General features: G+C 37.8%; 20 protein-coding genes. 5 read left to right on the top strand and 15 right to left on the bottom strand.

Annotated features, from left to right (window positions below):
* Positions 1 to 164: 164 nt before the first annotated feature.
* From ACRPLY_RS20470 to ACRPLY_RS20480, 3 genes are all read left to right on the top strand, one after another.
* Entirely contained in the window at positions 165 to 1,727 is a 1,563-nt protein-coding gene (locus ACRPLY_RS20470; RefSeq protein ID WP_028412000.1) for a hypothetical protein, read from the top strand.
* Complete coding sequence (locus tag ACRPLY_RS20475; protein WP_028411999.1) at positions 1,720 to 4,350, top strand: DEAD/DEAH box helicase; 2,631 nt, start codon at positions 1,720 to 1,722, stop codon at positions 4,348 to 4,350. Before ACRPLY_RS20470 ends, ACRPLY_RS20475 begins: the two co-directional genes overlap by 8 nt.
* A 297-nt stretch (positions 4,351 to 4,647) precedes the next feature.
* Positions 4,648 to 5,694, top strand: coding sequence for a LysM peptidoglycan-binding domain-containing protein (locus tag ACRPLY_RS20480; RefSeq protein WP_028411998.1), 1,047 nt, complete (start codon positions 4,648 to 4,650; stop codon positions 5,692 to 5,694).
* 282 nt (positions 5,695 to 5,976) lie between these two features.
* Here the strand turns inward: ACRPLY_RS20480 and ssb are convergent, their stop codons facing one another.
* Positions 5,977 to 6,339 carry a single-stranded DNA-binding protein gene (gene ssb / locus ACRPLY_RS20485; RefSeq protein ID WP_028411997.1) on the bottom strand — a complete coding sequence of 121 codons (363 nt, stop codon included), beginning with the start codon at positions 6,337 to 6,339 and terminating at the stop codon, positions 5,977 to 5,979.
* A 96-nt stretch (positions 6,340 to 6,435) separates the two neighbouring features.
* Here ssb and ACRPLY_RS20490 point away from each other — a divergent pair, with 96 nt between their 5' ends.
* Together ACRPLY_RS20490 and ACRPLY_RS20495 are read left to right on the top strand one after the other, a co-directional pair.
* Positions 6,436 to 6,873: a YwpF-like family protein gene (locus ACRPLY_RS20490; RefSeq protein WP_028411996.1), complete on the top strand. Its 438-nt coding sequence runs from the start codon at positions 6,436 to 6,438 to the stop codon at positions 6,871 to 6,873.
* A 523-nt stretch (positions 6,874 to 7,396) separates the two neighbouring features.
* A complete protein-coding gene (locus ACRPLY_RS20495) occupies positions 7,397 to 7,819 on the top strand; it encodes a helix-turn-helix domain-containing protein (protein ID WP_028411995.1) in 423 nt (140 codons plus the stop codon).
* A gap of 28 nt (positions 7,820 to 7,847) precedes the next feature.
* On the opposite strand, the gene fabZ is transcribed toward ACRPLY_RS20495, so the two are convergent.
* The 14 genes from fabZ to atpA all read right to left on the bottom strand — a co-directional run bounded on the left by fabZ (position 7,848) and on the right by atpA (position 21,160).
* Positions 7,848 to 8,282: a 3-hydroxyacyl-ACP dehydratase FabZ gene (fabZ, locus tag ACRPLY_RS20500; protein ID WP_013059788.1), complete on the bottom strand. Its 435-nt coding sequence runs from the start codon at positions 8,280 to 8,282 to the stop codon at positions 7,848 to 7,850.
* 83 nt (positions 8,283 to 8,365) lie between these two features.
* The gene (locus ACRPLY_RS20505) at positions 8,366 to 9,187 is read right to left on the bottom strand and encodes a flagellar hook-basal body protein (RefSeq protein ID WP_028411994.1); all 822 of its coding nucleotides are present in this window, start codon (positions 9,185 to 9,187) and stop codon (positions 8,366 to 8,368) included.
* Positions 9,188 to 9,210: 23 nt separating this feature from the next.
* On the bottom strand, positions 9,211 to 10,035 hold the full coding sequence (locus ACRPLY_RS20510; RefSeq protein ID WP_028411993.1) for a flagellar hook-basal body protein: 825 nt from the start codon (positions 10,033 to 10,035) through the stop codon (positions 9,211 to 9,213).
* Between the two features lie 114 nt (positions 10,036 to 10,149).
* Positions 10,150 to 11,151 carry a rod shape-determining protein gene (locus tag ACRPLY_RS20515; RefSeq protein WP_013059791.1) on the bottom strand — a complete coding sequence of 334 codons (1,002 nt, stop codon included), beginning with the start codon at positions 11,149 to 11,151 and terminating at the stop codon, positions 10,150 to 10,152.
* Positions 11,152 to 11,337: 186 nt separating this feature from the next.
* Positions 11,338 to 11,601: a sporulation transcriptional regulator SpoIIID gene (gene spoIIID / locus ACRPLY_RS20520; protein ID WP_013059792.1), complete on the bottom strand. Its 264-nt coding sequence runs from the start codon at positions 11,599 to 11,601 to the stop codon at positions 11,338 to 11,340.
* 275 nt (positions 11,602 to 11,876) lie between these two features.
* A complete protein-coding gene (locus ACRPLY_RS20525; protein ID WP_028411992.1) occupies positions 11,877 to 12,707 on the bottom strand; it encodes a M23 family metallopeptidase in 831 nt (276 codons plus the stop codon).
* A gap of 160 nt (positions 12,708 to 12,867) precedes the next feature.
* Positions 12,868 to 13,890, bottom strand: coding sequence for a stage II sporulation protein D (gene spoIID / locus ACRPLY_RS20530; RefSeq protein ID WP_028411991.1), 1,023 nt, complete (start codon positions 13,888 to 13,890; stop codon positions 12,868 to 12,870).
* Positions 13,891 to 14,051: 161 nt separating this feature from the next.
* Positions 14,052 to 15,356, bottom strand: a complete 1,305-nt coding sequence (gene murA, locus ACRPLY_RS20535) for a UDP-N-acetylglucosamine 1-carboxyvinyltransferase (protein ID WP_028411990.1) — start codon at positions 15,354 to 15,356, stop codon at positions 14,052 to 14,054.
* Positions 15,357 to 15,387: 31 nt separating this feature from the next.
* Positions 15,388 to 16,128 (bottom strand): YwmB family TATA-box binding protein, encoded by a 741-nt coding sequence (locus ACRPLY_RS20540; RefSeq protein ID WP_028411989.1) that lies wholly within the window; start codon positions 16,126 to 16,128, stop codon positions 15,388 to 15,390.
* 160 nt (positions 16,129 to 16,288) lie between these two features.
* Positions 16,289 to 16,525, bottom strand: coding sequence for a DUF1146 family protein (locus tag ACRPLY_RS20545; RefSeq protein ID WP_013059797.1), 237 nt, complete (start codon positions 16,523 to 16,525; stop codon positions 16,289 to 16,291).
* Between the two features lie 274 nt (positions 16,526 to 16,799).
* The gene (locus ACRPLY_RS20550) at positions 16,800 to 17,204 is read right to left on the bottom strand and encodes a F0F1 ATP synthase subunit epsilon (RefSeq protein WP_028411988.1); all 405 of its coding nucleotides are present in this window, start codon (positions 17,202 to 17,204) and stop codon (positions 16,800 to 16,802) included.
* Positions 17,205 to 17,230: 26 nt separating this feature from the next.
* Positions 17,231 to 18,652, bottom strand: a complete 1,422-nt coding sequence (atpD, locus tag ACRPLY_RS20555) for a F0F1 ATP synthase subunit beta (protein WP_013059799.1) — start codon at positions 18,650 to 18,652, stop codon at positions 17,231 to 17,233.
* A 36-nt stretch (positions 18,653 to 18,688) separates the two neighbouring features.
* Positions 18,689 to 19,546, bottom strand: a complete 858-nt coding sequence (locus tag ACRPLY_RS20560; RefSeq protein WP_013059800.1) for a F0F1 ATP synthase subunit gamma — start codon at positions 19,544 to 19,546, stop codon at positions 18,689 to 18,691.
* A 105-nt stretch (positions 19,547 to 19,651) separates the two neighbouring features.
* Positions 19,652 to 21,160, bottom strand: a complete 1,509-nt coding sequence (atpA, locus tag ACRPLY_RS20565; protein WP_013085461.1) for a F0F1 ATP synthase subunit alpha — start codon at positions 21,158 to 21,160, stop codon at positions 19,652 to 19,654.
* Positions 21,161 to 21,174 lie beyond the last annotated feature (14 nt).

The following is a 21,174-nucleotide window of genomic DNA, read 5'->3' on the forward strand; positions in this document are numbered from 1 at the left end:
GTCATGTTGAATCCATTTCTTTTTATAAAGAGTCATGTTGGATTCTGCTTTATCATAACAAAAGATTTTGTATAATTCTATTTTTATCATTTATAATGAAAAGAAAATTAATCACTTATAAATATAATTTTATGTTCCATTTATGTATAGAAAGGAATGGGATTATGAGTTCGTTTTCAGATCACTTACAGCACCAATTTATACATCATTTCCCGTACAGTGATGCACGCTATCGTACAAATGCCCAAGCAGGACTAGACCTTTACCGTACCCATTCATTCTTCATTTTGCACAATGATGAACAGATATTAAACGTTAAAATCGATTCGTTTTATGTTGAACTAAACAAACAGCTACTCCCTGAAAGTACCTGTTCTTGTCAGCATAACGGATTTTGTGAACACTGCTTTGCAGCGTTTTTTTATATGTATTCATTAATAGAACCGCTTTCGCCCCTATTCAAAGAATGGCGAAACCATGAGAAAGAAGCTTTGACTATGCTATCTGCCAAACAAGTGTTAAAAAAACCCAAGGCAACTTTTCAAGAGTGGAGACAAACTTTTGAGGAGCAGTATACGCTTTTTATGCAGGGGCGGAACGAAAATGACCGGTCCATTTATCATGAATATTATCAGTACTATTACCGTTCTTTAGTGAAAAAAGCTCCTGAGCATCCATTGCTTTATGCTTTATTTTGTATGTATGGAGCGGTTCATACATTTTATAAACTATCAGCTCAATTACAGGCACATCAGCTTTCTACTAACATCGAGGAATCATTCGTATATAGTCACGTCTACAAAATAACAAATGAAATTTATGCTACCGCTGATTCATTAAAGCAAACGAAATACGATCGGGATGCATTATCTATTATAGAGGACAGCATCCCATACATCCGAGAATTATTGCATAATGATATGCCTTTACAATATGAGCGTATTGAAATTTATCGCGTTATTTGGCAAAAAGTCTTCACGTTAGAAAGATGGCGAAAAAATGAGGAACGCGAATTAAAAGCCAAGCATGGTTCTTTTATAAATAATACAGCTCTTTCCTATCTTTTATTTCTTCAAGAAAAAGATAGAGAAGCAAAAGAACGTTTGAGCGATGGAACATTACAAATGATTCCCTATCTTATCCCTTGGTTAAATGATTTATTGCACGAAAAAGAAACTGACCGCTTTGCTCAGTGGGGCTCTTATATAATGACCTATATAGGAGATTACGTACGCACCGTTCCAACTACTTATCAAGGAAGCCGAAATATGGTCTCCATGATTGTAAATTTATTTCAGCACTATAAAGACTTAACGAACGAGCAAACTTTGTATACTGAAGCATTGCAAACATTACTTCCCTATAGTTTTATTGAATACAGTGATTTTCTATATGCTTCTAACCAATTAAAAAAATGGGTTGAATTACAGGTGCTTCTTCAATATGACAGCATTAAATATGACGAGCAAACGATAGAGGCCTTAAAACAAAAAGATGAAAAGCTGGTTATTCCTCTTTATCATCAAATGATTTCAAAGCTGATTTATGAAAAAAAGAAAAGCAGTTATCAAGAAGCCTATATCTACTTACAAGAATTAAAAAGACTTTATCTACAAATGAATCGCTCTCTACTATGGGAACATTATATAGAAGAATTAGCGATAAAAACGAAGAAACAGCGCGCATTTCAACAACTATTAGAAAAAGGAGATTTACTGAATGTTTGATTTGTTTCATTTAACACTTGAAGTCGAACCTGTACACGATGACTTTTTTCTCTACTGTGTATCACCTAGCGGCCAAATTTTGCTCCCTGATACATGGAAAGATGCGCTGTTTCTATGGCATGAACAGACCTATTACGGAAGTGAAGCTACACAGGTTGAGATTAATGGAAAAAAAGGAATTCTTCTTTCTGCATGGCAAATGTTCACTTTCATACAATCACCTATTCAACAGCATGTGTTGAAACCGGCTTTGTCCGCTTCAGCGGAAGATTATCAGCAAATTGCAGTCGATATGACAAAGAAGATTATCCAAGGGAAATTTCATTCTCTTCCTTTAAAAAAACAAATGACTGGATCGCTTTCACAAGCTGATGAGCAAGAGTGGCGAGCACAAATTAAAGAGAGCCTATTAAAAAAAGAAGGAAAAGACTTTTTAATAAGCATAGGAGGCGAGAGCTATAATCCTCCCTTTGACCTTTCATTGCGTGTTGTAGAGCCAACGACCGATGGAGATGTATGGACGGCTGAAACATTTGTGATTCCCCACGATGAAGCCAAAGAACCTTTTATACTGGGAGGAACACTTCCTAAAGAGTGGAATCACTACGAATCATATATCGCTTACGAACACGAACGATGGAAAGCATTGGCTCCTACTTTATACCAAAAAGGAGCGTTTATTCAGTCTGTCCTAACAGATGAGGAAGTATGGGAATTTCTAACTCAAGATAGTGCAGCATTGATTGAACAAGGTGTCTCTATCCATTTGCCAAGCTGGTGGGAATCATTAAAAAAAGCCACCATAAAAGTATCTGGCGCTATAGAAAATACTTCATCTGCATTGTTTGGTAAACAAGCTATCAGCAGCTTCCGCTGGTCATTTTCTATTGGCGATCAAACTTTTTCAGAAGAAGAGTTTCGGAAATTAGTCGAACAAAAACGCCGATTATTATCTATTAACGGACAGTGGATTCAACTGGATTCTAGATTAATTAAACAAGCGCAGAAAATTGTTAAAGAAGCTAGTAAAAAAGGCGTCTCAATTCATGAAATTTTAAAAACGAAGCTAACCTACATGGCAGACAGTAAAACTGATGAAGAAGAGGTAAAAGTTGAATTCCAACTCCCCGCTTCCTTTCAATCATTTATTACATCCTTAACGGATTTAGAACGGCTGCCGGAAGTGCTGCCTCCCTCTGAATTTAAAGGGATATTAAGACCTTATCAGCAGCAAGGCTTGAATTGGCTCATGTTTTTGAGAAAGTTTAACTTAGGAGGATGTCTAGCAGATGACATGGGGCTAGGTAAAACCATTCAATTAATTAGTTATTTAACAAACATTCATCAGTTACATAGCTTTCCTTCTCTTATCGTTTGCCCAACTTCTTTAATTGGAAACTGGGAAAAAGAATTACAGAAATTTGCCCCTTCTCTTCGTGTTCATGTTCATTACGGGCCGAAAAGAACCGGCGGAGATGCATTTGAGAAGATATGTGAAAGTACTGACGTGGTGATTACGACTTATCAAGTTGCCCTTTTGGATGTCGAATTGTTGAAAGGGTTTATATGGAACAGCATTTCCTTAGACGAAGCGCAACATGTTAAAAACCCGCAGACTAAACAGGCGAGAGCCATCCGTCAGCTGCAAGCAAGACACAAAATTGCGCTTACTGGAACTCCAATTGAAAACCGTCTGCTGGAACTATGGTCATTATTTGAATTCATCAATCCCGGTTACTTAGGAACAATCAATTCATTTAAAAACCGATTTGTAGCCGGCATTGAAAAAGGCGAGAAACCTGAACGAACTGTTGAGCTTAAAGCACTCATTCAACCTTTCTTATTGAGAAGAACAAAACAAGATAAAAGCATCGCCCGCTCACTGCCTGATAAACAAGAACAAAAAGAATATATCCCGCTGACAGCGGAACAAGCTTCACTTTACCAGGAGCTAGTTCAAGAAATGCTTCAAGAAACAGAGGAAAAAACAGGATTTGAACGAAAAGGCATGATTTTGCAAACACTAAATAAGCTAAAATTATTATGCAATCATCCAGCTTTGTACTTAAAGGAAAGTGCAGCTAAACAAACGGTACGGCGATCTCATAAAAGTGAAAAAATTATTGAACTCGTAGAGAGCATTCGCACACAGCAAGAAAGCTGTTTAATCTTTACTCAGTATATTGAAACAGGACTCATGCTACAACGAACCTTAGAAAAAGAAATCAACGAGCCGGTTTTATTCCTTCACGGAAGTTTGTCAAAAGAGCAAAGAGATGAAATGGTTGCTCAATTTCAAGCAAGGAAAAAAGCCATCTTTATCCTTTCTCTTCGCGCAGGTGGAACTGGATTGAATTTAACAGCTGCAAATCACGTTATTCATTTTGACCGATGGTGGAACCCAGCCGTTGAAAACCAGGCAACCGATCGGGCCCATCGCATTGGTCAGAATAAATTTGTTCATGTTCATAAATTCATTACAAGAGGAACGATTGAAGAAAAAATTGATGAAGTGATCAATCAAAAACAACATCTCAACAATGAACTCATCCAAGGAGATCAATGGGTAACAGAACTTTCGAATAAAGAGCTACAAGAGCTTCTTGCTTACAGAAATGAATAAGAAAAATTATAAAATGTGTTACACCGTTACCAAAAAGAGGACTTTTTTACTTGTCCTCTTTTTTTATTAGATCATTCGACACAAAAAAATAAGTGTAAATCGTTCTTCAACTACTGATAAAGATACAAAAAACGCGATAAATATCGTTTTTTGAATAAAAAGGTATTTTTATAGCGAAAAAGACCCTTTACTTTCTCTTTAAATTCCAGCATATTTATACATATAATATTTTTGTAATTTAATAGACATATTGGAAAAATAAACACGAAACATTTACATAATTAGGGGGATTTATTAATGAAAAAAAGGCAGCTCGCTTTATCTCTAGGCGCCATTGTTGGCGGGACATTCTTATATCAAGCTTCAGCTGAAGCATCTGCTTCAACTGTTCAAGTGAAAGCTGGAGATACACTTTGGTCGTTATCTACTAAATATCATACAACGATAGAAGCTTTAAAAAGCGTAAATAAGTTATCTTCAAATACAATTCGCATAGGACAAACGTTATCGATTCCTTCTGCTTCAACCTCTCAACCATCTAATAAGGAAGAAAAGCCTTCAGCTCCTGCTACTGGTTCAACCTATAAAGTTCAAAGCGGCGATACCCTTTGGAAAGTGGCTACTCGTTTTAATATGAGCGTAGAAGAATTAAAACGTTTGAACACTCTTTCTTCCAACATCATTTATATTAACCAAACGTTAAAAGTAAATGGAAGCAACAGCGCATCGACTCCAACTACGAGTAAACCAGCAGAAACTCCTTCTAAGGATGCAAACGGAACTTACAAAGTTCAGCGTGGAGATAGCCTGTCTAAAATAGCTTCGGCATTTCACATGAGCGTGAGCGAATTAAAACAAATAAATGGATTAACGTCTAATACGATTTATGTAAATCAACAATTAAAGGTATCAAAAAGCGCTCAAACAACTACGCCAACAACAAAACCAAGTACATCAACACCTTCAACTTCTAGCGGAACATTAAATGTATCGCAAATGATTTCAGATGCAAAACGTTATATGGGTGTTCCTTACAAATGGGGTGGCACAACTCCTTCTGGTTTCGACTGCAGCGGATTCATTTATTACGTAATGAAACAACAAATTTCTACAACGCGCTATACGACGGCTGGTTATTGGAGTGTATCAACACCCGTAAGTAATCCACAGCCTGGTGACCTAGTGTTTTTTAATACATATTCTAGCGGCCCTACACATATGGGCATTTACCTTGGTAATCGTCAATTTATTCATGCTGGATCTTCTACCGGTGTAACCATTGCAAGCTTAGATAACAGCTACTGGAGCAAGCGCTACTTAGGTGCAAAAAGGTTTGCTAAATAACTGATAGAAGCTGAGACAAGAGTATGTTAGCTGAAGGAAGATCCGAATGAGTTTGATTCTTGATGGAGAATCAAACTCGTTCGGATCTTTTCATTAAAAAAACCGTTAAATAATTTAACGGCTGAAATAGAGGAATAATTCGGGGATAGTGAATACTTTAATTTTCTCTCTTGAGAATATAGAAAGAGCCTTGCTCTTAAGGAGGATCTATCTTCTATTATGATAGATAAGGGGAATTAAAACCTTAGCTGAACTAATCACCCCCTTTCATACTAGATCACTTTATTCTTCTTGTTGATTTGAACCAAATGAAGAAGAATCAGATGGCTTTCCACTTAAAAATTTAACCGCATCAGCCACAACGTCGGTCATATATACTCGTTGCTGAAGATTATTTTCAAATGTGCGCGTTTGTACACGCCCTACCACGCCTACAACCGCTCCTTTATCACAGTAAGCAGCTGTATTTTCTGCATTTTTTCTCCACAGAGTAATGTTGACAAAATCAGCATCATATTCACCTTCAACATTTCGAAACGTTCGATTAATTGCTAACGTAATAGTAGATACGGCAATCCCTTCATGGGTATATCGAAGCTCCGGCTTTTTTGTCAGTCTTCCTACAAGAACAATATGGTTAATCATAGTCTACCACTCCAACTGATTGAATAATGGGAATCTTTAAGCTCATTCATGTTATAATATGGATAACCTACTATTTACGTAAAGGAGGAAACATCAATGAAAACATTTAAACTTGTGTCATTTCAATTGGTTGATGATCAAGAAAAGCGTCAGTCTGTCTCACTAACTAATGGCCTTATTATTAATAAAGAAGACGGCGAAAATAACTGGATTTTAGAAGCAGTTATCGATAAGAAATGGTACGATGAATTTCATGTTTTGTTGAAAGATAAACAAAAAGTGACGGTAGAAGCTAAAATTACGAAAGAAACAAATGATCCAGCTACCTTTATAGCTACCGTGGCTTCCATTACTTCAATTGGTGAAAATCGTATTAGTTTGTTGATGAAAGGTGTTTTAAAAGAACGGAGACTTCATTATGCTGAAATGCTCTTAGAGGATTTAATTAACCAAGGGTTATCAGGTCAAGATTTACTTCAACAGTTCAAACTGCAGCTTCGAAACAGACCGGTAAAAAGTACATCTAAAAAATAAGTCAAGTCATCTCAAGGTATCTGGATTTAAAAGAGAGGATTATTGTTTGAGGTCTTTTTCGTTGGTCCATGAGAAGGGTAAAGAAAAGAGAACTCACTGGAGAGGTACCTTTCTTTTTTTCCTAAAAATAAATGTGCATGACTAGAACGTTTGAAGCGATTATCTCTTATGCGAGCACCTTGCCTTTTCAAATAAAAATTTGTCATTTTTTCACTCCTTTTTCTTTGTAATTCGTATATTAATGCATTTTTCCCCGTTATTCAACCATTTTTTTCAATATACCGAACAAAAAATAGGATTTTTTTACTATAAAAACCTCTATTTTTGTTCTTTTTTTTATATCCATGCAGAAAAATGAATCTTTTTAGAGAAAAAAAAGAAATAAAAACAGGTTTTATTCCCTCTATTGCAGAAAGTAAAGTGTATATGTTTCATATTGTGCAAATTAAGCATGTTACAAAGAACATGAACTACATTCGAACAATAAGACATATACTTATCTTTACGAAATCAGGTGATGCATATGAAAGATTTTGGAGAAAGAATTAAACATTTCAGACTAAAAGGAGGATTTTCACAAGAAGAATTAGCAAATCAGTTGAATGTTTCTCGTACAACTATTTCAAAATGGGAATGTTCGAAACAAACGCCTTCCATTTTTGATTTTCTATCTCTATGTAATTGTTTTCAAATTACGCTCGACCAACTTATTGAGCCTTCCTCTTATAAACAAGATTATTTACATGACTTCCAACTTCTTTACTTAACAAGAAAACGTGAATCGGATTCACAGGAAAATACCATTTTAACCCTCATAGATAAACAGCCCTTATTAAAACATGTGCTCTTACAATTTTCATCTCTGTCACCAACTCTTCAAAAAGAGTTGCTAACGGATATTATACCTTTATTAAAGAAACTTTTTTCTGCTTTGCAGCGCCAATAAAAAAAGCTGCATCAGCAGCTCTTATGTACTATTCTTTTTTATCGCCTAAAGCAAACATAATATCTGTTTCGCAGACTAACTCTCCATCTACAGTTGCGATACCTTTTCCTTTGCCAATAGATCCACGCGCACGTACAATTTCAACCTCTAAACGCAGTTGATCACCAGGTCTTACTTGCTTTTTAAAACGGCAGTTGTCAATGCCTGCAAAAAATGCTAAACGTCCTTGATTTTCCTCTTTTTTTAGCATAGCTACTGCTCCTACCTGAGCCAAAGCTTCTACAATTAAAACCCCTGGCATCACAGGATAGTCAGGGAAATGCCCGTTAAAAAATTCTTCATTGGCAGATACGTTTTTTAAACCAACTGCTTTCTTTCCCTCTTCCACTTCTAAAATACGATCGACCAATAAAAATGGATATCGGTGTGGAATAATTTCTTTAATTTGTTCAATATCAAGCATAAATAAGTCTCCTTTCAAACCGCATGTAACATACGATACTATTATCAATATACAGAATGCTCAATTGAGAAGCAACTACTTGCTTAAGCTCTGATTCCATTCACCAAGCCCATCATTTGGTCTGCAATTGAAATAGAGCGGGAATTAAACTGATACGCACGTTGGGCAATGGACATATCAGTGAGTTCTTTGCTCAAATCTACATTTGACTGTTCCAATTTCCCTTGATCTACGCCTGCTGTTTCTCGAGCTTTTCCAGTCAGATCTGTAAACATATTCGGTTGGTTCATCCCAGCTGGAAAAGCAAATAGATTTTCTCCTTTAGCTTCTAGCTCCTGCGGCTTTTGGACATTTGTTAACCCAAGGGTAAACTGGTCAACGCCCGTATTCGTAGTAACCGTTATCGTTCCACTTCCATCAATCTGTATATCTTTAAATGCGTTACTGAAAATAATAGCTTGACCATTTTCCCCCAGCACATCCTGGCCAGAACCGTTTACTAATTTAACATTGTTGGGGCCTTCAGGCCTAAGGTGAAATGAACCATCTCGCGTATATTGTACAGGCTGTTCGGAATCGTTTACGGCAACTTGAAAATAAACGTTTGGATTTGATGCAGCTACATCTAATGGTTTGTCTGTACTTTCAAAAGCACCTTGCGTCATATTTAAGCGTGTTTGGTCTAGATAAGCTCCTGAACCTTGTCGAATTCCAGACGGTGTAAGCCGCTTTTCTGTTCCCTGGTCTACTTGATTATTTACTTGTTGATACAGCATATCGTTAAATGAAGCGTCTCTCGATTTATATCCTGTCGTATTTGTATTAGATAAATTGTGACTGATGACATCAAGCTGCTGCTGTAGCTGCCCCATTGTATTAGCCGCTGTTATCATTGTACGGTTCATTCTCTTCATCTCCCCTGTTGCTTTTAGCGCACACGTCCAATTTCATTTGCCGCTTTATCCATGCTTCTATCGTAAGCTTGCATTATTTTTTGATTTGCTTCAAAAGCTCTGTAAGCTGTTAGTAAATCCGTCATACTTTGAGCAGCATCTACATTGGAACGTTCAACAAATCCTTGCTTTAACTGATAAGAAATGCCTGGATTATTTCTTGCTGAAGGCAAGGACTGATTGTTCAACGTTTCATACAATCCATTCCCTGCCTTTTTAATCGTTTGTAAATCACTAGAATAAGCAATACCGATTTGTGCAATCTGCTGATTATTTTCCGTTACGTTACCCTGTGAATCAACTGTAAAGTTTTCACTTTTCAGTTGAATTGGCTGATTATTTGTATTTAATACATAAGCTCCCGTAGACGTAGTTAAAAACCCTTCTTGATCTAATGTAAAATTACTGTTTCTTGTATATTGAGGCGTATTATTAGGGCTTTGTACCACAAAAAATAGGCCGCGCTCTTTTGTAGGCATATTTTGCTCCATCAATGCAATATCAGTTGATTGAGACGTTTGCTGAAGATCACCTTGTGTAAAATTTGGAACTGTTTCTTGCATATACACACCCGTATTAATTGTACCTATGTCTTTTTTGTTCTGAACAGAGATGTTACGGTCAGTGGGTAAATCTTCAGATTCCATTCGCTGCAGTAACATATCAGGAAATGCCTTTAACGTACCTTGATCTGCTTTAAATCCTGGCGTATTAGCATTTGCTATGTTATTCGTTAATAAGTCAGTTTGACGCTGCTGAGACAGCATACCCGCTGCTGCCGTGTAAAACCCTTTAAACATACTTCATCCTCCTTACAAGTAAACGTTGTTCGTTATAGCCGGCTGACAGAGTATAATAAATAAAAGAAGAGACTCCTCTGTATGAAACGAGCCAATAGAGGAGTCTTCATTTATTTAAACAATATTGCGACGAGATAGTTTATCAATATTATCAAGCATAATACCTGTTCCAACAGCTACACAACCCATTGGATTTTCTGCAATTAGCACAGGCACCTTTAATTCTTCCGCTAACAGCTGATCCATACCGTGAAGCAATGCTCCACCGCCAGTTAAAATAACGCCTCTGTCTATAATATCGGCAGAAAGTTCGGGAGGTGTACGCTCTAATACACTTTTCGAAGCTTGTACAATGACGCTGACAGACTCTCTAAGTGCCTCCTCTACTTCCTCAGAATAAACAGTAACCGTACGAGGTAAGCCTGAAACCATGTCTCGCCCTCGAATGTCCAGCTCTTCATTACGAGCTTTAGGAAACACTGTGCCAATTTTCACTTTAATTTCTTCTGCTGTACGCTCTCCAATTAAGAGCTTATATTTTTGCTTAATGTACTGCAAAATTTCCGCATCAAAACGATCACCAGCCATCTTAATAGAAGCTGCTGTTACAATATCGCCCATTGAAAGGACAGCCACATCGGTTGTACCTCCACCAATATCTACGACCATGTTTCCGCTCGGCTGAAAGATATCCATTCCAGCGCCAATAGCCGCGACTTTTGGTTCTTCTTCCAAATAAATGGTTTTTCCACCGCTTTTTTCAGCAGCTTCGCGAATTGCTTTTTGTTCAACAGAGGTAATATTTGTTGGACAACAAATTAAAATACGAGGCTTGGATAAAAAACCTTTTACATTTAATTTATTAATAAAGTGTTTGAGCATAGACTCGGTAATTTCGAAGTCAGCGATAACGCCATCTTTTAATGGACGAATGGCAATAATATTACTGGGCGTTCTTCCTACCATACGTCTCGCTTCTTCCCCTACTGCTAGCACTCTATTTGTATTTTTATCAATCGCCACAACAGACGGTTCATTTAACACAATTCCTTTGCCTTTAACGTGAATTAAGACGTTAGCTGTACCTAAATCGATACCAATGTCTTTTGCTAACATACCTTAAATCCTCCTTCTATTTACATATCTTTGCATGATAACCATTCTTTTTTCCTAATTTACTATTTTATCACAATTTGTATATGTATGTTGTTATTAGCAAAAATATTTATTATATACCTATTTTATCCAAAAATTAAAATGCCCTATACTACCTCTATAAAAAAGGCAATATCGGGCATTCTTTTACTTTACAGTTTCTTCTTCTTTTTTGTACTTTAATTTTGTTGCTTCTCCTCCACGCAAATGCCGAATAGATTTATGGTAATCAAGAATTTCTTTTACTTCATTTGCTAACTCAGGATTTATTTCTGGTAGACGCTCTGTTAAATCTTTATGGACAGTACTTTTCGAAACGCCAAATTCTTTCGCAATTACACGAACTGTTTTCTTTGTTTCTACAATATACTTTCCAATCTTGATAGTTCTCTCTTTGATGTAATCGTGCACACTACTCGCCCTCCCCAAATTGGATATGAGAAGTATCCAAGGGAATGTATATATTATCCCTTTTCTAACATTCTCTTTATAGGTTTGTAACAGTTTATTAGCTTGTGTGCAGATATATGCTAGAAAAGTCAGTAAGGACAAGTGATTTCTTATATTTTTTTGAAAATTTAGTGTTTTTTATTTACTTTTTTAACATAATGCATCTCATTTTAGAAAAATTCATAAAAAAAGAAGCTCGGTTTTATCCAGCTTCTTTTCGTATTTATGGTCTTGCTTTATGCATTTGGTTTAGACGTATCTGTTGAAGGTTGTTTTGAATCTTTATCTTCTTTAGTCTTTTCATCAGATGATTTTTCGCTATCCTTTGATTCTTCAGAAGAAGAGTCGTCTTTTGGTTCTGTCACTTCAGTTGCTTTGACTTCTTTGATAGAACTAACCGATTTTCCAAAATAACTGCTTGGATTAATTGCTACACCATCTTTACGAACTTCAAAGTGCACATGTGTTTTTGCTTCTTGATTATATAAGCTTTTTCCAGCTTTTGCGATCGTTTGGCCTTGTTTAACAATATCTCCTACTTCTACATCAGCTTTCTCAAGAGATTGATACTGTGTTACTAAACCATCTTTGTGATCAATTTCTACTACATAACCTAGTAAAGGATCTTTTGTTGCTTTTGTTACTGTACCGCTAGCTGCTGCTACAACATCAAATGATTTATCTCCCTTAACAGCTAAATCAACACCTGTGTTTGGATGATACGTATTGTTGTAGAAAACTAGTGCTTCTTCTTGTTGTTTTTCAGATGCTTGATCGTCGTAGAAAGGCTTTTTCACGATAGCTGATGCTTCACTAGCAACTGGCATTTTTAAATTTTCAAGCGAAGCATTTACCTCTACAGCGTCGTCTCGATAAGCCGTACCGTCTTGGCTATAGCCGCTTTTGTCTTCTTTGCTAATATCATTTCCATTAGCTTGAAACCAAAGGACTGCTGTAAGAATAATTGCTGCACTCGCTAAATAGATAGCCGGGAACACCCAACGCTTTCTAACTAATTTTTGAACTTTCGATTTTGGAGAAGTACGTTTCTTTTCTTCCTCTCTCATATATCATCACCTCAGCAATCAGTCTGAACACAATTGAATGAATATATACACAGCGATAAAAAATTTTTTCGATTATTTTTCAACAGATGAATCTAAAATATACATTTTATTTAAAAAAAGTGAAAAACATAAAAAAGACCCTGCTATAAGGGTCGTTGAATTAGCGTTTAGCTGTCAATTGTGCAACAAACTGATCGTTAGGAGTAATCGCAACACCTGTATAATAATGAGTAACAATATCTTTATACGTTTTTCCTTCCAGTGCCATACCATTTGCTCCGTACTGACTCATCCCAATACCATGTCCATATCCTTTTGTATTGATGATAATTTCGTTCCCTTTTTTTGTCCAATGAAAGTCGGCTGACGATAAATCCAGTTTTTCCCGAACATCTTTTCCCGACAGTTCTTTACCGTTTATCTTTACGTAATCTACGCGCTGCCCCGGCGTTCTAGAGACGATTTCACCTACTGATCCACTGTTTGTTAATTTCACTCCAAGCCTCTGTTCAAAGCTAGCAACAGACATTACTTTCTGATTTGTAAATTCAGGAGACTTTTTATCCCATGGACTAGCTACACTTTTTAGATAAGGAATGGAATTCTTCCAATACGCTTCTGAATTTTCAGTGTAACCATTGCTGGTAGAAAAGAACGTAGCATTAATTGGCTTATTTTTATACGTAAGAATTTGACCTTGGGTGTCCTTCACTGCTTCTTGAATTTTTTTGATTTTCCAATCATAGTCTTTGTTCCATCGGCTTCTTAGCTCATCTTTATTTAAATATACTTGGTACTCTACGGTATCAGTCACATCCGCTCCTTGGGGAAGATGACTATTTCCATTCATCATAGTTTGCACAATATAGGTTCTGGCTGCCAAACTTTGAGCCTTAAGTGCTTCAAGTTCAAAAGTAGCAGGCATTTCAGCTGCTACTACCCCTACAAGATAGTCTTCGAGCGGCAGTTTTTCTACTTTTTTCGTTTCCGTACGATAAACACTGACATCAAGAGGAGACGCTGTCACTTTTTGTAGTTTTTCGGTTTTTGGGGTCTGTTTGACATTTTCATGTAGCTTTCCATCTGTCTTTTCAGTAAAAGGAACAACGAGAAGTGTTGGGATGAGTAACACAACGAAAAAAAAGATGACTCCTAGTACGACGATTGGCTTTGCTTGTTTCATGAACGCCTAGCCTCCATATCTATTATTTTGACAAGGAACACCTATATCCCTATATTCCATATGTATGGAGGTGGACAACCTTTTATGACAGCAAACCGGCCATAAGGGTCGTCCAACGACAAAAAAAGCATCTCGCTATGAGATGCTTTTTTATGACATATTTACTTGACGTCTGAAGCCTGTTGAGTTTGTTCTACCTGCTTTGTTTCGTCATTTACACGTTCAATATCAGCGCCTAAAGCGGCTAATTTATTGTGGAAATTTACATAACCACGATCAAGGTGTTTTAATTCCGTTACACGCGTATAACCGTCTGCTACAAGTCCTGCTAATGTTAACGCTGCTGCTGCACGAAGATCTGTTGCTGCTACTTCAGCGCCTTGTAGTTGAGAAGGTCCGTTAATAATAACAGAGCGTCCTTCAATTTTAATATCAGCGTTCATGCGGCGAAACTCTTCTACGTGCATAAAGCGGTTTTCAAAAACTGTTTCTGTAATCATACTTGTGCCTTCTGCTGCTAATAATAATGCCATCATTTGAGATTGCATATCCGTAGGGAACCCTGGATGAGGCATTGTTTTAATATCTACTGATTTTAGCTTTTCAGGTCCTACAACACGTAAGCCGTCGCCTTCTTCAGTAATTTCAACACCCATTTCTTCCATTTTAGCAACAAGTGAACTGATGTGCTCTGCTACTGCACCGCGTACAAGTACGTTTCCACCTGTAATAGCTGCTGCTACCATGAATGTTCCAGCTTCGATACGATCTGGAATAATTGCATGTTCTGCACCATATAATTTATTAACACCTTCAATACGGATCGTACCAGTTCCTGCACCGCGAACTTTAGCGCCCATTGCGTTTAAGAAGTTTGCTAAGTCGACAATTTCAGGTTCTTTTGCTACGTTTTCCATAATTGTAGTGCCTTCCGCTAATGCTGCTGCCATCATAATATTTTCTGTGGCACCTACACTTGGGAAGTCTAAATAAATTTTAGCACCTTTTAGTCTTCCTTCAACTTTTGCATCAATAAAACCATTTCCTACTTGAACTTTAGCACCCATTGCTTCAAAGCCTTTAAGGTGCTGATCAATCGGTCTTGATCCAATCGCACATCCACCAGGTAAAGCTACACGAGCCTCACCCATACGCGCCAATAAAGGACCCATTACAAGTACTGAAGCGCGCATTTTTCTTACATATTCAAAAGGTGCATCTGTTTTTAACTCTCTTGATGCATCTACAACTACACGATTTGTTTCAAAATCTACTTCTGCATTCAGATGTCTTAAAACTTCGCCAATCGTAAATACATCGGAGAGAGCTGGTACATCATTTAGAATTGTTTTTCCTTCACTAGCTAATAAGGTTGCAGTGATAATAGGTAAAACGGCGTTTTTTGCTCCTTCAACTTTAACTGTACCGCTTAATCTATTTCCACCGCGGACGATGATTTTTTCCAAGGTATTCCCCTCCGCGTCCATTTTCTCTATATTAATATTCAGACGTAATGATAGGTGTGCCAACAACTATGGTTGTTTGACCGCCCATTCTTGTCTTGCGTAATGCAATTTGTAAGTTCATTTCCTGCTTTTTCGTTTGAAGAGCTTCTTTCCACAGTCCAGTATATGCTGAAACAGAGGTAAATGACTCTTCCACTAGAGATTCCACTGGTTTAGCATTGAAAGCTCGTAATAGGTCTTGAATTTCAACAGACAAAACACTTTCCATCTTATCATTGATTTCCCCTGTTGCACAAGAGAAAATTATGGGTTCTGACAGGAAAATTTTTTCATAATTTGTCTGAAATACATTTTGAAAATGGGTCATATTTTTTTCTTTTAAACCTTGTCCCGTTACATGATACGATATGTACGCATTGCTGTGTTCATCGATCGCATAAGTTAACAGAATGACTTCGTTCACATCTTCACTTTTGCGTGTACCTATTGCTTTCCATAGGTCTCTTTCCCTCTTCACTTCCCATTTAAAACCTCTAAAATTACTTTTAATACTTTCAGCTTGCGAATAGAAGGTTTTTTGGTCAGTAACAGCTTTTACTTCTTCTCTTGCATACAACGATACTTCAGTTAACGAAACATGCTGCTTATTTAAGGTGTGAACAATCTTCTCAATAGTAGTTTCATTGTTTTGGGCATTGCTCACATAACTTCCATGATATACGAATAAGCCAGTAATGAAAATAGCCAAAAAGACACTAATTTTTTTAAACATTTCGCCACTCCCTCTCCGTACTCATCAGTCTTTCCAGAAGGCGATGATACATACATGAAAAGGGTCGTCATATTTAGACATAGCGACATACATTAGCGTATAAATTCGTATATCTTCAACGAATGAACGTCTATTTTATCATAGACTCATAGCTTGCCAATCATTGAAAAAATGAGGGAATGCGCTGTGACCAAAATAAATAATCCAAAAAGAAATTACTTACTGTTGATGAAATAGTAATGGTCAATAAAATAAGCATTAATTTTGCTTGAAACACATGATTAGGTTTCATCAGCTTTTCAATTTGAAAGCCTTGCAAAGCATACCAAGTAATCACAATAAAAATCAAATGTGAAATCATGGTTAGTAACGTTTGCTGCTCAATTCCTCCAAACAATAAAAGCACTCCTTTTAAACACCATATGAAAAGAAGAGACGATCATCGTCTCTTCTTTTCATATTAAAGCACACTTATGCAAATTCGTAAACGGTAACATGAAAAACATTTATTTTATTCCCTATTTTAAGATCCTTTTCCATTATTAAGAAAAATAAAGAAGACGGATACGCTTAGTTAAATAGAATATATAATCATAGACGAATGCTATTTGCTCTTCCTCTTTTATATAATAGAGCAAAAAAGCCCTCTCATTCGTTTGAGAGGGCTTTTTTTAGAACTTACGTTGACTAATATCTAAACGATTGACTGCCCGTTTTAAGGCAATTTCAGCACGCTTAACATCAACGTCGTCTTGTTTGCTATCAAGGCGCATTTCAGCGCGCTTTTTCGCTTCTTCTGCACGAGCTACGTCAATCGCTTCAGCTGTTTCAGCAGCCTGTGCAAGAATTGTTACTTTGTCAGGTCTTACTTCAAGAAATCCTCCGCTAACAGCCACAAGTTCTGTACTGCTTGCTTTCTTCAAGCGGACGGCTCCAATTTGTAAAGGAGCAACCATCGGAATATGGCCATGTAAAATACCAAGCTCACCGCTCTGTGCTCGGGTACTTACCATTTCCACTTCTGATTCGTAAACTGGGCCATCAGGAGTCACTACACTGACATGGATTGTCTTCATTTAAAAAACCTCCTATGTCCCTTAAATTAAACTTCTACTCCCATACGTTTCGCATTTTCAATAACTTCTTCAATGCGACCAACTAAACGGAACGCATCTTCAGGTAAATGATCGTATTTACCTTCCAAGATCTCTTTAAATCCTTTAACAGTTTCTTTTACAGGAACATAAGAACCTTTTTGACCTGTAAATTGTTCTGCTACGTGGAAGTTTTGAGACAAGAAGAATTGAACGCGACGAGCACGTTGTACAACAAGTTTATCTTCATCAGATAACTCATCCATACCTAGGATTGCAATGATATCTTGTAACTCTTTATAACGCTGTAACGTTTGTTGAACTTGACGCGCAATTGCATAGTGCTCTTCTCCAACAATTTCAGGAGATAAAGCGCGAGATGTAGATGCTAATGGATCTACCGCAGGGTAAATACCCATCTCTGATAATTTACGCTCTAAGTTTGTTGTTGCATCTAAGTGAGCAAATGTTGTCGCTGGAGCTGGATCCGTATAGTCATCGGCTGGTACGTAAATCGCTTGAATCGATGTTACAGAACCTACGCTTGTTGACGTGATACGCTCTTGAAGCTGACCCATTTCTGTCGCTAATGTTGGCTGATAACCTACTGCTGATGGCATACGGCCAAGTAATGCTGATACTTCTGAACCCGCTTGTGTGAAACGGAAGATATTATCGATAAAGAATAATACGTCTTGACCTTGTTCGTCACGGAAGTATTCTGCCATTGTTAATCCTGTTAATGCAACACGCTGACGTGCACCAGGCGGCTCATTCATTTGTCCAAATACCATAGCCGTCTTCTTAATAACACCAGAGTCTGTCATTTCATGGTATAAGTCATTACCTTCACGCGTACGCTCACCTACACCAGCGAATACCGAAATACCGCCGTGCTCTTGAGCAATGTTATTGATTAACTCTTGAATTAATACTGTTTTACCTACACCGGCACCACCGAATAGACCGATTTTTCCACCTTTAATGTAAGGAGCTAATAAGTCTACTACTTTAATACCTGTTTCAAGAATTTCAGCTTGTGTAGATAGATTTTCGAACTTTGGTGCTTGACGGTGGATCGGATCACGACGTGCACCTGCATCGATTGGGGCGTCTAAGTCGATTTTTTCACCTAATACGTTAAATACACGACCTAACGTAACGTCACCAACTGGTACTGAGATTGCTGCACCTGTATCTTCTACTTCTAATCCACGAACTAAGCCGTCAGTGGATGACATTGCTACTGTACGAACTGTGTTATCACCTAAGTGAATCGCAACTTCTAATGTTAATTCGATTGCAACTTCACTTGCACTGCTCGGTTTATGTGAAATTTTAAGGGCGTTATAAATTGCCGGAAGGTGTCCGTTGTCAAACTTTACGTCTACAACTGGACCCATGATTTGAGTAACGCGTCCTTTTGTCATCGTGTTCCCTCCTAACTTGCTTTTCCATTAAACTTTCTATTCTAACGCTGCCGCTCCGCCAACAATTTCCGTAATTTCCTGGGTAATTGCCGCTTGACGTGCACGGTTATATGACAATGTAAGATTATTGATAAGATCTTTTGCATTGTCTGTTGCACTTTTCATCGCTGTCATACGAGCAGCATGCTCACTTGCTTTTCCATCAAGCAGGCCGCCGTAAATTAAACTCTCTGCATACTGAGGAAGTAATACTTCTAAAATCTCTTCTTGTGATGGTTCAAATTCATAACCAACAAGTTTACCAGAAGGTTGAAGATCTGTTAGAGGCAATAGCTTCTTCTCCGTCACTTCTTGTGAAATCGTATTGATAAAGTGATTGTAGTATAAGTAAAGTTCATCAAACGTACCGTCCGCAAACATTTGAACTGTTTGTGAAGCAATTCCTTGAATGTCAGCAAAAGCTGGCTGATCTGCTAAGCCTGTGATTTCAAGCAAAACCGGAATACCGCGTTTTACGAAGAAATCTCTCCCTACTCGTCCAATTGCAATCACACCGTATTCATCAGGTGATTGATGGCGTTCTTCAATAGCTTGAGATACTTTTCGCAAAATATTACTGTTATATGCTCCTGCTAGACCGCGATCTGAAGTGATTACGATATAACCAGTCTTCTTCACGCTGCGCGCAGTTAACATTGGATGTGAAGCGCCTCTGCTGCCTAGGGCTACACTTGAGACTACCTCTTGAATTTTTTCCATATATGGAACAAACGATTTTGCATTTTGTTCCGCTCTATTCAGCTTTGCAGCTGAAACCATTTCCATTGCTTTCGTAATCTGGCTCGTTTTTTTCGTCGATGTGATTCGAGTTTGTATATCACGTAATGATGCCAAAGGTTTCACCACCTTGTTTTAGAAGATCACGTGGTATGAAAGGTGAACAAATGTTCACCTTCACCTTATTGAAAGATTGTCTTAACATACCATGCTGACAATATATTATTCAGATGCAATAAATGTTTTCTTGAATTCTTCAAGTGCTGATTCGAATACGCCAGCTTCAGGAAGGCCACCAGTTGTACGGATTGATTCAAGTACTTCTTTACGGTTTGATTCTAACCATGTTAAGTACTCGTCTTCAAAGCGTGTAATATCTGATACTGGAACATCATCTAAGAAGCCTTTTGTTAATGCGTAAAGCACAGCTACTTGTTTTTCTACGCGAAGCGGTTTGTGTAAACCTTGTTTTAAGATTTCAACTGTACGCGCTCCTCGATTTAATTTTGCTTGAGTTGCTTGGTCAAGATCAGAACCGAACTGAGCAAACGATTCAAGCTCACGATAAGATGCAAGGTCTAGACGCAGTGTACCTGCTACCTTTTTCATCGCTTTAATTTGTGCAGATCCCCCTACACGTGATACAGAAAGACCAGCATTAATCGCAGGACGTACGCCTGAGAAGAATAGATCTGACTGTAAGAAAATTTGTCCGTCTGTAATCGAAATTACGTTCGTTGGGATATAAGCAGATACGTCTCCTGCTTGCGTTTCAATAAATGGAAGAGCTGTTAATGAACCTCCACCTTTTGCGTCCGATAACTTTGCCGCACGCTCTAATAAACGAGAGTGCAGATAGAATACATCCCCTGGGTACGCTTCACGACCTGGAGGACGGCGTAATAGTAATGAAAGTTCACGATAAGCTGATGCTTGTTTTGTTAAGTCATCGTAAATAACAAGTACGTGCTTACCGTTATACATAAACTCTTCACCCATTGTTACTCCAGCGTATGGTGCTAAGAATAATAGTGGAGCTGGTTGTGAAGCTGATGCTGTTACAACGATTGTGTAATCTAGAGCACCGTGTTTACGTAATGTCTCTACTACGTTACGAACTGTTGATTCTTTTTGGCCAATCGCTACATAGATACATACCATATCTTGATCTTTTTGGTTTAAGATTGTATCGATTGCTACCGATGTTTTACCCGTTTGACGGTCACCGATAATTAACTCACGCTGTCCACGGCCGATCGGCACAAGTGCGTCAATCGCCTTGATACCTGTTTGAAGCGGCTCATGTACTGATTTACGATCCATAACGCCAGGTGCAGCACCTTCAATTGGACGTGTTTTTGTTGTTTCTACCGGGCCTAAGCCGTCTACTGGCTGACCTAATGAGTTAACAACACGACCGATTAACTGCTCTCCTACTGGAACTTCCATGATGCGTCCTGTACGGCGAACTTCGTCACCTTCACGAATTTCTGTATATGGTCCTAAAATAATGATACCTACATTGTTTTCTTCTAAGTTTTGTGCCATTCCCATGACACCATTTGAAAATTCAACCAGTTCTCCAGCCATGACATTGTCGAGGCCATGAGCACGTGCGATACCATCCCCAACTTGGATAACAGTACCTACATCACTCACTTTAATCTCAGACTGATAGTTTTCAATTTGCTGCTTGATCAGCGCACTAATTTCTTCAGCTTTGATGCTCATGAATTTCACCCCTA

Origin of the sequence: Priestia sp. TGN 0903 (assembly GCF_050846855.1) — a bacterium.
In the GTDB taxonomy this organism is placed as follows: Bacteria; Bacillota; Bacilli; order Bacillales; family Bacillaceae_H; genus Priestia; species Priestia zanthoxyli.